This window comes from Winogradskyella sp., from assembly GCF_965656915.1.
In the GTDB taxonomy this organism is placed as follows: domain Bacteria; phylum Bacteroidota; class Bacteroidia; order Flavobacteriales; family Flavobacteriaceae; genus Winogradskyella.
Window position 1 is genome coordinate 43,348 of record NZ_CBFHMI010000002.1, and the last position, 15,387, is coordinate 58,734.

Annotated in this window: 11 protein-coding genes and 1 pseudogene; 6 read left to right on the forward strand and 6 right to left on the reverse strand. The window is 34.2% G+C overall.

The window, feature by feature from the left end; translation table 11 throughout:
- Nucleotides 1–53 precede the first annotated feature (53 nt).
- The 6 genes and pseudogenes from prfB (at nucleotide 54) to ACTG3Y_RS01410 (ending at nucleotide 7,335) form a co-directional block, all read left to right on the forward strand.
- Nucleotides 54–1,155, forward strand: a protein-coding gene (gene prfB / locus ACTG3Y_RS01385) for a peptide chain release factor 2 (protein WP_439151135.1) whose coding sequence is annotated in 2 segments (ribosomal slippage) — nucleotides 54–116 and nucleotides 118–1,155 — 1,101 coding nt in all. Because the reading frame shifts where the segments join, the coding sequence is not laid out codon by codon here.
- A 16-nt stretch (nucleotides 1,156–1,171) separates the two neighbouring features.
- Nucleotides 1,172–1,513, forward strand: a pseudogene (arsC, locus tag ACTG3Y_RS01390) (arsenate reductase (glutaredoxin)).
- A gap of 1 nt (nucleotide 1,514) precedes the next feature.
- Complete coding sequence (locus ACTG3Y_RS01395; RefSeq protein ID WP_439151136.1) at nucleotides 1,515–1,976, forward strand: hypothetical protein; 462 nt, start codon at nucleotides 1,515–1,517, stop codon at nucleotides 1,974–1,976.
- Nucleotides 1,977–2,140: 164 nt separating this feature from the next.
- Nucleotides 2,141–4,669, forward strand: a complete 2,529-nt coding sequence (locus ACTG3Y_RS01400; protein WP_439151137.1) for a TonB-dependent receptor domain-containing protein — start codon at nucleotides 2,141–2,143, stop codon at nucleotides 4,667–4,669.
- A gap of 118 nt (nucleotides 4,670–4,787) precedes the next feature.
- A complete protein-coding gene (locus tag ACTG3Y_RS01405; protein WP_439151138.1) occupies nucleotides 4,788–6,671 on the forward strand; it encodes a DUF294 nucleotidyltransferase-like domain-containing protein in 1,884 nt (627 codons plus the stop codon).
- A 1-nt stretch (nucleotide 6,672) separates the two neighbouring features.
- Entirely contained in the window at nucleotides 6,673–7,335 is a 663-nt protein-coding gene (locus tag ACTG3Y_RS01410; protein WP_439151139.1) for a 3'-5' exonuclease, read from the forward strand.
- A gap of 6 nt (nucleotides 7,336–7,341) precedes the next feature.
- Here ACTG3Y_RS01410 and ACTG3Y_RS01415 read toward each other — a convergent pair whose 3' ends face one another.
- From ACTG3Y_RS01415 to ACTG3Y_RS01440, 6 genes are all read right to left on the reverse strand, one after another.
- Nucleotides 7,342–7,998, reverse strand: coding sequence for an HAD family hydrolase (locus tag ACTG3Y_RS01415; protein WP_439151140.1), 657 nt, complete (start codon nucleotides 7,996–7,998; stop codon nucleotides 7,342–7,344).
- A 124-nt stretch (nucleotides 7,999–8,122) separates the two neighbouring features.
- The gene (gene acs / locus ACTG3Y_RS01420; protein WP_439151141.1) at nucleotides 8,123–10,030 is read right to left on the reverse strand and encodes an acetate--CoA ligase; all 1,908 of its coding nucleotides are present in this window, start codon (nucleotides 10,028–10,030) and stop codon (nucleotides 8,123–8,125) included.
- Nucleotides 10,023–11,936: an acetate--CoA ligase gene (locus ACTG3Y_RS01425; protein ID WP_439151142.1), complete on the reverse strand. Its 1,914-nt coding sequence runs from the start codon at nucleotides 11,934–11,936 to the stop codon at nucleotides 10,023–10,025. Before ACTG3Y_RS01425 ends, acs begins: the two co-directional genes overlap by 8 nt.
- A complete protein-coding gene (locus ACTG3Y_RS01430) occupies nucleotides 11,933–12,160 on the reverse strand; it encodes a hypothetical protein (RefSeq protein WP_439151143.1) in 228 nt (75 codons plus the stop codon). The genes ACTG3Y_RS01425 and ACTG3Y_RS01430 overlap by 4 nt, the downstream gene beginning before the upstream one ends.
- 67 nt (nucleotides 12,161–12,227) lie before the next feature.
- Nucleotides 12,228–12,590, reverse strand: a complete 363-nt coding sequence (locus tag ACTG3Y_RS01435) for a response regulator transcription factor (protein WP_439151144.1) — start codon at nucleotides 12,588–12,590, stop codon at nucleotides 12,228–12,230.
- Between the two features lie 20 nt (nucleotides 12,591–12,610).
- A complete protein-coding gene (locus ACTG3Y_RS01440) occupies nucleotides 12,611–15,301 on the reverse strand; it encodes an ATP-binding protein (RefSeq protein ID WP_439151145.1) in 2,691 nt (896 codons plus the stop codon).
- Between the last annotated feature and the right edge of the window lie 86 nt (nucleotides 15,302–15,387).

Sequence of the window (15,387 nt, forward strand, 5' to 3'; positions counted from 1 at the left end):
AAATTATGGCACTTTAATATGGCGTGTTATATTTGCAGAAATTACTTCAGTATATGATAACATCAGATCAAATAAAAGATCTAAATTCCCGTCTAGAAACACTTAGACAGTATCTTTGACTTAGATGCTAAGCGCATAGAAATCTCTAATGAAGAAGAAAAAACCTTTGACCCTAATTTTTGGAATGACTCCAAAGCTGCTGAGCTTGTAATGAAGTCTATTAGAGAAAAGAAAAGTTGGGTTAATGATTACAACGCAGCCAAAACGTTATTTGAAGATCTAGAAGTAATTTACGAATTCTATAAAGAAGACGAAGCTCCTATGGCAAATGTAGAAGCACGATATGATAAAGCTGTTAATGCCATAGAGAAACTAGAGTTTAAAAATATGCTCTCGGAAGAAGGTGATAGTTTAAGTGCGGTATTACAAATTACTGCTGGTGCTGGTGGAACAGAAAGCTGTGATTGGGCTAGTATGCTAATGCGCATGTACCTCATGTATGCCGAAAAAAGCGGCTATAAAGTCAAAGAATTAAACCATCAGGAAGGTGATGTAGCAGGCATTAAAACTGTGACACTAGAAATAGAAGGAGATTTTGCTTTCGGATGGCTTAAGGGTGAAAATGGTGTGCATAGATTGGTACGAATTTCGCCCTTCGATAGTAATGCTAAGCGCCATACAAGTTTTGCATCAGTTTATGTTTATCCATTAGCTGATGATTCTATAGAAATTGATATTAATCCTTCTGACTTAGAAATAACTACGGCAAGATCTAGTGGAGCTGGAGGCCAAAACGTAAATAAAGTAGAAACTAAGGTACAGCTTTTACATAAACCATCAGGTATTCAAATTCAATGTTCAGAGACACGTTCTCAGCATGATAATCGTGCGAGAGCACTTCAAATGCTAAAATCTCAATTATATGAAATTGAATTGCAAAAGCAAATGGCAAAGCGCGATGATATTGAAGCTAGCAAAATGAAAATTGAATGGGGAAGTCAGATAAGAAACTATGTAATGCATCCTTATAAATTAGTAAAAGATGTAAGGTCAGGTCATGAGACTGGAAATGTAGATGCCGTTATGGATGGAGATATAGAACATTTTTTAAAGGCGTACCTTATGATGATGGGACAAAAAGATACGGCACAATAATTGATAATAAAGAATCATGATAACAATTTACCATAATCCAAGATGTTCAAAATCCAGACAAGGATTAGCAATTTTAGAGAACTCTGGTAAAGAGTTCACTGTTGTAAAATATTTAGATGATACACTCACCAAGAGTCAGTTAAAATAAATCATTTCATATTTAGGTATTAATCCTATAGATTTGCTACGTAAAAATGAAACCATCTGGAAATCAGATTATAAAGGTAAAGAACTTTCTGATGAACAAATAATTAAGGCTATGATAAATAACCCAAAACTCATCGAAAGACCAATAGTTGTGAACAATACAAAAGCGGTAGTCGGCAGACCACCAGAATCGATATTAAATATTTTATAAAATGAAAAATCTTGTTATACTATTTTTTGCATTATTTATAGGGCTAAATATCCATGGACAAAGGCGAAGAGATTTAACGCAACCTATTAGAACTAATAGTGAACCTACCAAGCAACAAATTGAAAAGCGCGATAGACTGATGAAAGAGCGTAGAGAAGAATTTATTACAAATTTTATGTCTACGCTTGAAGCTGATGAATTTCAGAAAGTAATCATTAAGCAACATTTAGATAGTTTTTATGAAGCTAAGTTGGCTATATTAAAAACAAAATTTGAACATAGAATAGACAGAGAAGCTGCTGTTAAAAATCTTGAAGACACCCACTTTGTAGAACTTGAAGAATTAATTTCTGAAGGTGATATGAAAAAAATCAAAGACATGATAAGAGGTGGTTTTGATGAAAAAGAGTTTCTAAAAGAAAAGAAGAAAAAGAAACGTAAAAAGAAGAAAAAAAGAGGTTAGAGCAAAGACGATGATGATAATGAATACGATTCTGAACAAAAGGATAAATAGTAAGCACCTATTTACATATAGCTAATTACTATCTAGCTTTAACACAAAATTAAGCACTTTATGAACAGGTAAAGTTAATTTTGAACAACCAATTTTACAGCAGCACACTTGTCATGAGATCCTTTATCTTTATTTTATTTCTGCTATGTAGCACTATTACACAAACTTTTGCTCAAAAAGAAGTAAAAGTTCAGGGTACGGTCATAGAAAAAGACTCTAATATACCTTTAGAATATGCTACTATAACCTTTAAATCTAAACCAGACAATACAATCGTTACTGGTGGAATTACGGATAGTAATGGTAAGTTTAATATTGATGTTCCCGTAGGCACATATGATATTTCTGTAGAATATATTTCTTACAAGACTAAAGAATATCTTAATAAAACAATAGACCAAGATATAGATTTAGGAACTGTAGCGCTTGATTTAGATGTGAATACATTAGATGAAGTTACCGTAGTTTCAGAAACCACTACCGTTGAGATAAAACTCGACAAAAAAGTTTATAATATTGGTAAAGATCTTACAACAGCAGGCGGAACTGTGAGTGATGCGCTAAACAATGTACCATCAGTTGCGGTAGATATTGATGGTGCTATCAGTCTTCGAGGTAATGGTAATGTAAGAATCTTAATTAATGGTAGACCTTCTGCTCTTGCCGGATTTGGCGATACTAACGTCTTAAGTCAATTACCTGCAGAAGCCATAGAACGTGTCGAAGTTATAACTTCACCTTCTGCGAGATACGATGCAGAAGGTACTGCTGGTATCTTAAATATTATTTTACGTCAAAAAGAAACACTGGGTTTTAATGGGTCTTTTAATTTCACAATAGGAAATCCAGATAATATAGGTTTAAATGCCAGTTTAAATTACAGAACGGAAAAATACAATCTATTTTCTAACTTAAGTTGGAGATATTTTGATGCACCAAGAAATAGTTTTACAGATGTCACTTATTTTGATCGACTTATAGATGGTGAAACGGTAGTACCCGAATATCGCAGAATCCGTGAAGATGAAGACGTAGAGCGATTAAACAGAAATTATAATGCCAATATAGGTATGGAATACTTCTTAAGTGAAAAATCATCTATTACTGGAAGTCTGTTTGATAGATTTGGAAGTGATGCAGATTTGGCTATAAACAAAAGTGAACGTTTCAACAATGGTGCTATCGTTGAAGAAACATTAAGGCGCGAAAGAGATACTGAACAGGATAACAGCTATCAAATAGCCATAAATTATGTAAATAGATTTGGTGATGATTCTGATCATAAATTAACGGCCGATTTTCAATATGAAGAAGATTCCGAAGATGGCTTTACCTTTTTAAATGAAAACTACATCATTACGGATCAAACAGATCCTGAACCATTTCAAATAGAACAAGAGTTAACTGTAGAAGATCAAAAAGAATATTTAATTCAGGCTGATTATGTTTTACCGCTTGGTAAGGACTCGCGTTTTGAAGTAGGATTTAGAAGCAATCTGGAAAATGAAATTACAAATTACAGATTAGAACAGGAAAATATTGAAACTGGGGATTTAGTTGTAAACGATACAATCACCAATATTTTTGACTATGACGAAAATGTAAACGCACTATATAGCCAATATGGTTCTAAATTTGGGAAGTTTTCATTTTTATTAGGTCTAAGATTAGAGCATACACAATTAAAAGGTGATATTGATTCAAGGTTTACAGAAGACGAGTTAATAGAGGCATTCGGTTTTCCAATACGAACAAATTTTGATAATAATTACTTAGGGTTGTTTCCAACATTAAACCTTATTTTCAATCTAAATGGTTCAGATTCAGACAATGAAGAAAGCGTTACTCTAGGCTATAATAGAAGAATAAACAGACCTAGAGGTTGGTTTATTAATCCTTTTCCAACGCGTTCTAGTCGAACAAATATTTTTCAGGGAAATCCTAATTTACAACCAGCTTTCTCAAATGCCTTTGATGTTGGTTACCTAAAACGATGGAAAACGCTGACCTTAACATCTTCGGTATATTATCAAGTTGAAACTAATTCCTTTGAGCGAGTTCAAGAAAATACAGGTCAACAAACTACCGATGGTATTGATATCATAAGAACAATTCCTATTAACCTTTCTACTAATAAACGTACAGGTGCTGAACTCGGTGTATTGTACAACCCAAACAAATGGTTACGCCTTAATTCTAGTTTTAATTTCTTTCAATTTGAAACTGATGGTGAATTTAACAACGTAGATTACAGTGCAAAAAACACAAGTTGGTTTGCGCGTTTTAGTTCTAAAATTACCTTACCTGGAAAAATCGATTGGCAAACAAATGCAAGATATAGAGGTGCAAGACAAGATGCACAGTCAGACACGCAAGGATTATTATCTATAGATCTTGCTTTTAGTAAGGAATTATTTGATAATAATTTAACAGTATCACTAAATGTTAGAGACTTACTTAATTCTAGACGTCGTCAGTCAACGACAACAACAGATTTTTTTGAACGCTATAGAGAAAGTCAATGGAGGCAACGTCAGATAAATCTTTCTCTAATCTATCGTTTTAACCAAAAACTCAATAAGCGTGATGGAAGTCGTCGTGGGAATAATGGTAATGATGGCGATTTTGACTTTGAAGGATAAGTCATCTGTACCATTATTTTAAAATTTTTATTGATTTAAATTGTTTAACTATATCAATTTAGCAAGAAATATGAATTTTGTCATGTGAATCCGTTTGTTTTTTGGCTAAATTGCTGTAATGAATACTATTGCAGAACGTATATATGACTTCTTAAAAGGATTTCCACCTTTCAACTTACTCACCAGAGACCAATTGTTAGCTGTTTCCGCTGCAGTAGATGTTATTTATTTAGAAAAGAATACTTCTGTATTTGATGTTGGTGAAACCATCGAAAATCATTTCTACGTTGTAAAGGATGGTGCTATAGGCTTATATAGGAATGACAGTACCTTAGTAGATGAATGTGATGAAGGTGATGTTTTCGGACTAAGAGCTCTTTTAAGAAAAGGGAACTATATTTTACAGGCAAAAGCAATCGAAGAAACAATAGTTTATAGTATTTCATCTAAGCTTCTTGAGGAATATATTACAACAAATCCTTTAGCCAGTAAATTTTTAATGCACTCGTTTATTTCTAACACCAGAACTGAGCAAGATTCAGGTGATACTACTATTGTTGTCGATCAGCAAAACATTTCAGACTTACAATCTGCGGATTATTCTAAAAACCCTGTCACCTGCTCTTCTTCTACAACTGTTAAAGATGCAGCTCTATTAATGAGTAGCAAACATGTGGGCTCCGTTGTCGTGGTAGAAAAGTGCAAACCCATTGGCATTATTACCGATAAAGATTTAAGAATTAAAATAGCAACAGGTAAAGTCCCAATTTCTGAAGCTGTTACAGCAATTATGTCGTGTCCAGTAAAAACGTTTCCAGAAAACATTACAGTAGCTGAAGCACAAATTGCCATGCTTAAACATAGAATCACCCATTTATGTATTACAAAAGATGGTACACCTAATACAGAATTAACAGGTATTTTATCAGAGCATGATATCATTGTATTAAGAGAAAATAATGCCTCAGCTTTAATCAAAGAAGTAAAGCGTAGTACCACTGTAGAACAACTCAAGAATATTAGACAGCGAACAGAACAATTATTAGAACGCTATATAGAACAAGAAATTCCAATAGATTTTGTATCACGACTCATCTCTGCAATTAATGATGCAATTACTCAAAGAATCATTGATTTTTCGCTTAAGGAAACTACTGACAAGCCACCAGTGAAATTTGCCTGGTTAGCCATAGGTAGTCAAGGCAGGCAAGAACAATTACTATTGACAGATCAAGACAACGCCTTGGTTTTTGAGGATGTATCAAAAGAGAATTATGAAGCTACTAAAACATATTTTATAGAATTTGCAAAAAAAATAAATGCAGATTTAGCTCTTGTAGGCTTTGAGCTCTGTCCTGCTGATATGATGAGTAGTAATCCTAAATGGTGTTTGTCAGTATCAGAATGGTCGCAACAATTTAGTCGTTGGATTACAACACCAGATCAGGATAATCTAATGCTATGTACTATATTTTTTGATTATGAGCGTGTTTATGGAGACATGACATTAGTTAATCAATTATCTGATAGTATATTTAAAAGCATAGAAGCACACGATATATTCTTAAACTATTTAGGTAGAAATGCACTGCAAAATCCACCACCATTAAGCTTTTTTCGACAATTTTTAGTAGAAGACGATGGCGAACACAAAGATCAGTTTGATATTAAAGCACGTGCAATGATGCCTTTGGAAGATACAGCAAGACTTCTAATCCTATCACACAACATTAAGTCGGTTAATAACACCATTGAGCGCTTTGAAAAACTAGTAGAATTAGAACCTCAAAACAAAGAGACTTATCAATTCTGCATAGAATCCTACAAAGATTTATTAAGATTTAGAACAGAACAAGGCTTAACCAATAAGGATTCAGGTCGATTTATAGATTTAGAAACTTTAAACAAAGGGAACCGACTAAAACTAAAACGTAGTTTTAAAGCTGTTAAATCGATACAAGAGTTAATTAAAACGCGTTTCAAATTATCACAATTAATGTAAGATGAACTGGTTTACGTGCAAAATATATCCACAATTCTGGCAAGACTACGTATCTCACTTTAAAGACAGACAAGAACACGATTTAAATAAAGTCCGTTTTGTTGTTTTTGATACAGAAACTACTGGTCTAGATACAAAAACAGACTGTATTTTATCTATTGGCTGTGTTGCTATAAATGATTTAAAAGTAAAGGTTTCTGACTATTTAGAATACTATTTAAAACAAGAACAGTTTAATTCTGATACAGTTAAAATTCACGGTCTCTTAAAAGAAGGAAAATTAACCAAATTAGAAGAGAAAGTAGCAATTATTAAATTCTTAGACTATGTGAAAAATGCAGTGCTTGTTGCCCATCACGCCGCTTTTGATATTGCAATGATTAACGCTTCTTTAAAGCGGATGGGATTACCACGTTTAAAAAATAAAGTCTTAGACACTGGACATTTATTTCAAAAGACTAAGCTTGATACCTCTAAACTCCATTATAGTTTAGATGAACTTTCAGAACGCTTTAAAATACCATTACACGATAGGCATACTGCATCTGGAGATGCTTATATTACAGCACTTTTATTTTTGAAAATTGTTTCAAAACTTAATCAAAGCCAAGGTTTAAAGTTAAAAGACTTATTACGACCTGTAAATAGAAGAGGCTTGCTTTAAATCTACTTAAAACACTTCAGAGATTTTACTGAAACTAATCTCTTTAAAATTAGAAATCACCATATCAGCCTTAGAATAGTCCTGTCCTGATGAGTGCGGACTTTTAAATGCTATACAATATATTCCTGCAGAATGCGCCGCTTTAATGCCATTTGTAGAGTCCTCTATAACCATACACTCCGATTTTGAATAATCTGTATGCGCTGCAGCCTTTATAAATATTTCAGGATGAGGCTTTGATTGTTTTAAATCTGCTCCACTAAATTTACCTTGAAAAAACGGATTTAATTCAAAGCGTTCAAATATTCTATTAATATTTGGCATTGATGCCGAAGAAGCCACAACCAAAGTCAATCCATTATTATAGTAGTCTAAGATTCGGTCGTAAACACCATCAATGAGCGTTAAATCTTTATCATGCTCAAATAAATGTTTGAAATGCTTGCGTTTTAATCGAACTAAGTGCTCGGCATCATGTTTTAGCTCAAAAAAGTCTACAATACGTCTACAAATATTTAATGTGGATTGTCCTGTAAATGAAGTATATAACTCTTCATTAACTTGTATATCTACCTCTGAGAACATCCTAAAATAAGCTTTACGATGTAATGGCTCAGTATCTACAATGACACCATCCATATCGAACAAAACAGCTTTGAGCATAGCTTTTAATTTTGGACGAATATATGAAAGTTAATGCCATTGCGAGGATATAGAACGAAGCAATCTTTTTAATTTTTAAGACTACTTCGTACCTAGCTATTACATTTTATTTGGACTTTATATCCTATATCACATTGTCCATAATCTCCTGTACAACCTCTGGATTTAACAATGTACTTGTATCACCAAGGTTTTTAGTTTCATTCGACGCTATTTTTCTTAATATACGTCTCATAATTTTACCCGAACGCGTTTTTGGTAACCCAGAGGTAAACTGAATCTTATCTAATTTAGCAATAGGACCTATTCGATCTGTGATAAGTTGATTAATCTCTTTTCTAACATTATCATGATCTCGAGTTTCTCCTGTGTCTTTAAGCGTAATATAGCCATAAAGAGCACTACCCTTAACATCGTGCGGAAAACCAACTATTGCAGATTCTGCAACGGCATTATGTTCATTAATAGCATCTTCTATAGGCGCTGTTCCTAAGTTATGGCCAGAAACAATAATAACATCATCTACTCTACCTGTAATTCTATAATAGCCTACTTCATCTCTAAGCGCACCATCACCTGTAAAGTACATGTTTTCGAAAGCTGAAAAATAAGTATCCTTATAGCGTTGATGATTCCCCCAAATAGTTCTAGCCATAGATGGCCAAGGGAACTTTATACACAATCTACCATCAACCTGATTTCCATGTATTTCATTTCCATTTTCATCCATTAAAGCAGGTTGAATACCAATAAACGGCAATGTTGCGTAGGTAGGTTTAGTCGGTGTTGAAAATGGAATTGGTGTAATCATAATACCACCTGTTTCTGTTTGCCACCAGGTATCTACAATTGGACTTTTCTTCTTCCCAACATTATCGTTATACCAATGCCAAGCTTCTTCGTTAATTGGCTCACCTACCGAACCTAGAACTTTAAGAGATGATAAATCGTATTTATCGACGAGTTCGGTACCGTGTTTTGCTAATGCTCTAATTGCTGTTGGTGCAGTATAGAATTGGTTGACTTTATGTTTTTCTACAATCTCCCAAAAACGTCCAAAATCAGGATAACTTGGCACACCTTCAAACATCACTGTCGTTGCACCATTACACAACGGTCCGTAAACAATGTAGCTATGACCAGTAATCCAACCAATATCTGCCGTACACCAATAGACGTCATCTTCTCTGTATTGAAATACATTTTTGAACGTATAAGCCGAATATACCATATAGCCTCCAGTGGTATGCAACATCCCTTTTGGCATACCTGTAGAACCTGAAGTATACAATATAAATAACGGGTCTTCAGCATCCATAACCGTAGCTGTTAAATCATTGTAAGCGTCATCTAGCAAAGGCTGTAGCCACTCATCGCGACCTTCCTTCATGTTTATTTCTGAATTGATGCGCTTAGCCACCAAAACAGATTCTACGCCTGGACAATCTTCTAAAGCTTCATCTACGATACCTTTTAAATCTATAGTTTTTGAACCTCTGTAAGACCCATCTGATGTTAATACCATTTTTGCATCACAATCATTTATACGAGTAGATAATGCTGTTGCAGAAAAACCAGCAAAAACAACAGAATGTACTGCCCCAATCCGTGCACACGCTAAGACAGAAATAGCTAATTCTGGTATCATTGGCAAGTAGATACAAACACGATCCCCTTTTTTAATTCCTTTTTCCAGTAACACGTTAGCGAACTTACAAACACGCTCGTGCAGTTGCTTGTAGGTAATATGCTCAGCTGGCTCTTTTGGATCGTTGGGTTCAAATAAAATTGCGGTTTTATCTCCTCTTGTATGCAAATGTCTGTCAATACAATTCTCGGTAATGTTAAGCTGAGCGCCTTCAAACCATTTTATCTCTGGTTTTTGAAAGTCCCAACTCAAAACATTATCCCACTTCTTTTTCCAAACAAAATGCTCTTCTGCAATTTCTTCCCAAAACGATTCTGGATTCCTTACTGATTTTCTGTAAACTTGAAAGTATTCTTCAAAGTGTTTGATATGATAATTACTCATGATTGATTATATTTTTGTGTATTCCTATTTGATTTTTTTTATAAACAGATTCTATTTCTGAAATTATCGCAATGTCATCTATAGTTGATGGTACATTGTACTCTAAGTTGTCCGAAATATTTCTCAACAATTTACGAAGAATTTTACCCGAACGTGTTTTTGGTAAACGCTTTACCACCAAGACATCTTTAAATGCTGCTACGGCACCAATTTCGTGACGCACCTCCTGAATTATTTCTTTTGAAATTAGAGACTCTTCGCCTTGTTCCCCAGATTTTAAGACAATAAGCCCTAATGGTTTTTGTCCTTTAATGTTGCAATGCACACCAAAAACGGCACATTCAGCAACCGATTTATGAGACGCTACAATTTCTTCCATCTCTGCGGTAGATAAGCGATGACCAGCAACATTTATAATATCATCTACACGACCTGTAATAAAAACATAGCCATCTTCATCTTTATAGCCACCATCTCCAGAAAAATAATAGCCTGGAAATTTATTTAGATAACCGTTTTTAAACCGTTCTGGATTTCCCCAAAGATTCAATAAACAACCTGGCGGTAACGGAAGCTTTACAGCTACATAACCTTCAACTCCAGCTGATACTTCTTTTCCTTCTTCATTTAATATTTGTATATCATAGCCACAAACTGGCAACGACGCTGAGCCTGGCTTTACATCCATCAACTCTACACCTGCCATATTTGCCAACATTGGCCAACCACTTTCAGTCTGCCACCAATGATCAATTACAGGCACGTTTAAATGCTGTTCTGTCCAACGCAATGTTGCCACATCACACCGCTCACCAGCTAAAAATTGATATTTAAGAGAACTCATATCGTATTTCTTAATAAATTCCCCGTTAGGATCTTCCTTTTTTATAGCTCTTATTGCAGTAGGTGCCGTAAACATAACTTTGACCTTATGCTCACTTATAACACGCCAAAAGGTAGAGGCATCTGGTGTTTTTATAGGTTTACCCTCAAATAAAACTGTCGTGTTTCTATTAAGCAATGGCGCATAAACAATGTAGCTATGACCAACTACCCAACCAACATCACTTGCCGCCCAGTATACATCTCCTTCATCAACTCCATATATGTGTTTCATAGAGAACTTTAACGCCGCGGCATAACCACCTGTATCTCGAATGATTCCTTTTGGCTTTCCTGTTGTACCCGATGTGTATAGGATGTATGATGGATGGTTAGATTCTAACTCTACTGGTTCTATTGCTTGTGATTTTGAAACTAATTCAGTGTAGTCTACATCTCTTTGGTGATGTGGAATCTCAACCCCTAATTGCCTATTAAAAACAACAACATGATCTGGTTTGTGAGATGCCAAAGCTATGGCTTCATCTACAAAAGGTTTATAGGGAATTATACGTTTTATTTCTATACCATTCGAAGCTGTAATAATGGCCTTAGGTTTACAATCATCGATTCTAATAGCCAATTCGTGAGGTGCAAAACCACCAAAAACGACCGAATGGATAACACCTAATCGAGCACAAGCCAACATAGCATATAAAGCCTGAGGAATCATTGGCATATATACGACACAAGTATCACCTTTTTGCAATCCTAGTGCTTTTAATCCACCAGAAAGTTTAGAAACTTCATTGTACAACTCATTAAATGTGATATGTTGTTTTCTATTGGTGACTGGCGAATCGTAAATGATGGCATTTTGTTCTCCATAGCCATCATTTATGTGCTTATCTATACACAAATAGCTTAAATTCAATTTTCCATCTTGAAACCATTGTGGATAATCGTATTGGTCAACTCCAAGTATTTTTAATGGTGCTTGAAACCACTCTAATTCCTCTGCTTGCTTTTTCCAGAAGTCTTCGGGATAGTTTATACTTTTTTGATATATATCTTGATAGGTCATGGCTTAGCTTTTTTAGAATTAAACAAACCAAACCAATTAGGATTTAATACTTTCAATTTTATTAAAGCCCATATAATTACAACAAAGCACAGACCCATTATGAGCGATTCAAAAGGTCCTGTCGCTGTTTCACCTTCTAATTTAAAACGGAAATATAAGGTTACTATAACGTAAATACTGATTATGATATCAGACGTTAAAGCATTAATGCGTAGACGTTTCATTTTATTTTTACTTTAATTAAACTTAGTTTTCTTTTGCACACAAAACCAAGGTTTAATAAAGTGAAATTTAAGCTAAAAGCTCATTAATTTCTGAAACTATTTTTTTCACTGAAAAGGGCTTTGTTAAATATTTATCCGCTCCAAGTTTTAAGCCTTTTTCAATATCTGAAGCTTTATTTTTTGCAGTCAAAAATACCACTTTAGTATTTTTTAACTGATTGTTTTCTTTGATCATTTTAAGTGTTTGATAACCATCTACTTTCGGCATCATAACATCTAGCATTATAACATCTGGAATTACACTTTGTAAAATTTCCAAAGCTTCACTTCCATCTCTTGCAATATACACCTCAAAATCGTGTTTTTTAAAAGTGTACTCTAATGTCATTACTATATTTGGTTCGTCATCGACGATTACAATTTTCTTCATTATTCAAACACATTGACAATTTACTTAAAAGGTAGCTTAAAACCAAAGGTTGCTCCACTTTTTTCGTTGTTTTTCACCCAGATTTTCCCATTGTGGTTTTCTACAATCTGTTTGCATATTGCCAAACCTAAACCACTGCCTTCTGGTTTTTGGATATTTTGATTTTTTGATTGATAAAATTTATCAAAGATAAAGGGCAAATCTTGTTTTGGAACACCTTTACCATTATCCTTTATACTCACCTCCAAATATCCTAAATCAAATTTATAATCTACTACAATTTTACCTTTTTTAACATCACAAAATTTAATGGCATTAGATACTAAATTTGTTAGAACCTGAACAATACGATCTTCATCGTATTCCGCATTGAGGTCGCTCTTATTTGAGCTTACAATTTCTACCTGCTTTTTATCAGCTATCTGCTTTAAACTGTCAATGGTTTTTTGAATTGTGGTTCTAATATTATATTTCTTGATGTTTAACTGTGTACGCCCTTTTGATAATTTTTCAAAATCTAAGATATTGTGAATCAACCTAGAAAGCCTATCACTATCTTGAAGCATATTCTTTAGAAATTGTGTTTTTATTTCTGTTGGCATATCGTCATCATCATCCATTAACAATTCTGTTGTAGCTCTAATACCTGTAATTGGTGTTTTTAATTCGTGGGCGACTGTATCCAGAAATTCATCCTTTTGCTTATCTTTTTCAATCAGCTCTTCGTTAGCATCTTTAAGCTGATTGGTAAGTTTGGTAAGCTCATTTGATTTTTCTCTGAGTAATTTATTTCTGGCTATGGTTTCTTTAGACTCTTCAAGTATTTTTAGAACCTCTACCAAACTTACCTCATCCTCTTTCACTACACTTGAAATCAATATCTTAGCAGAAGCACTTCCTATACTTCCGGTCAGTAATTTTTCTGAAAAGTTAATTAATCGCGCATCGGCCATTTGTGTATCTAGGGGTAAATCGTATTTCCTAAAAAACAGCTTTAATGCACGCTCGGTTCTAGCATCACCTAAAAACTTAACCAACACTTTTTTGATGTCTGCAACATAAGCTTCACCTTTCCAAACCAAAGCTCCATCTTGCAAATCTGAATAATTTTTACTGTCCACATACATTTCAGCATAGTTTCGCTCTCTGTAATTGCCCTTTTTTACAACCGAAAACGTCATGTAACAAAACAGATTTACCAGCATGCTCCAGAAAAAAGCGTGAGCTGGTGGACTTAAAAAATCTATTCCGAATAATGCATGAGGTTTTAAAAACGCTATACCAGCTAGTCCATATTGCACCAAATCATCCGACCCATTTAAGGCATGTAGCGAAAAAGGTAAAATCAGCGTGTAAAAAACCACCGCAATACCTGCGACTATTCCGATTATAGTTGCAATGGACGAACCTCTATTCCAAAACAGCCCAATAAAAAAAGATGGTGCTAATTGAGCTATAATAACAAAAGCCATTAAACCTATGGAATACAAAGACAATTCGAAAGAAAAATTAACATAAAATGCGTAAGCAATAATGATGATAGAGAAAATGGAAATACGCCTTATATTTTTAATGTATTTGGCATTACGCTCTGGATGACTCTTAATAAAATAATCTAAAAAACCATATGGAATAATTAAGTTATTGCTCACCATAGTAGACAATGCCAAAGTAGCTACAACAACCATTGATATTACCGCAGAGAATCCGCCTAAAAAAACCAACACAGAAAGAAATGTGTTGCCATTTTGCAAAGGCAATAATAAGGCATAGTATTCTGCTTGCTCAGTGTTTCCAATCGTTAAATTACCAGCCCAAGCAATAAAAATGACAAAAACATTAAATAGAAGGAGGTATAACGGAAACATCCAAATTGCATTCTTTAAATGCTTCTCTCTAACATTCTCAACAACAGAAACCTGAAACTGTCTTGGCAATAAGAATATTGCCATAAAAGACAACATTATGGTGTATAACCAATTAAAGCCACCTTCAAAACCATTGATTGTAGTTAAGGTCTCAAAATTATCAGCGTTAGACATTTTGGAGTAAATATCTGAAGTACCATCAAATAAAACATAGGTTACGTATATACCAACAAACAAAAAGAAAAGCAGTTTTAAAATAGACTCAAAAGCCACTGACACTACAATGCCTTTATGCTTTTCGGAAGCATCTGTAGTTTGGGTACCAAAAAACGTTGCAAAGACCGCTAACAATAAGGCTATATAAAATGTTGAATCATCATAAACAGAGGTTGACACATAACTCGTTTCGTCCGATAGGATCTGAAACGTTTCTGATACTGCCTTAAGTTGCAATGAAATGTATGGCACAATTGCCATGAGACAAACAATGGTTACTAATGCTCCTAAAAACCTATGATTACCATAACGCAATGAAATAAAATCTGCGATAGAACTTATCTTATGCTGTTTAGAAATTCTTACAATTTTCCTCAATAAAACGATCCATAGCGGCGCAGCAATCACAGGACCTAAATATATCGGTAAAAAGTTGACACCAGAGTTAGCTGCAATACCGATACTCCCATAGTAAGTCCATGCAGTACAATATACCGCTAGAGACAAAGTATAAACTACAGAGTTATTTACCCATTTGCTCTTGGAATTCTTCTCTGCTAGGTAGGCAATGAAGAATAAAGTTGCGAGATACGTTACTATGATTATAAATAAAACGTAATTACTCATAATGACGCTTTAAAACGATATAAGACACTAGTACAACAATCAACCAAATTAAAAAAATTGAAACGTAAAATATTGGAACTCCAAAT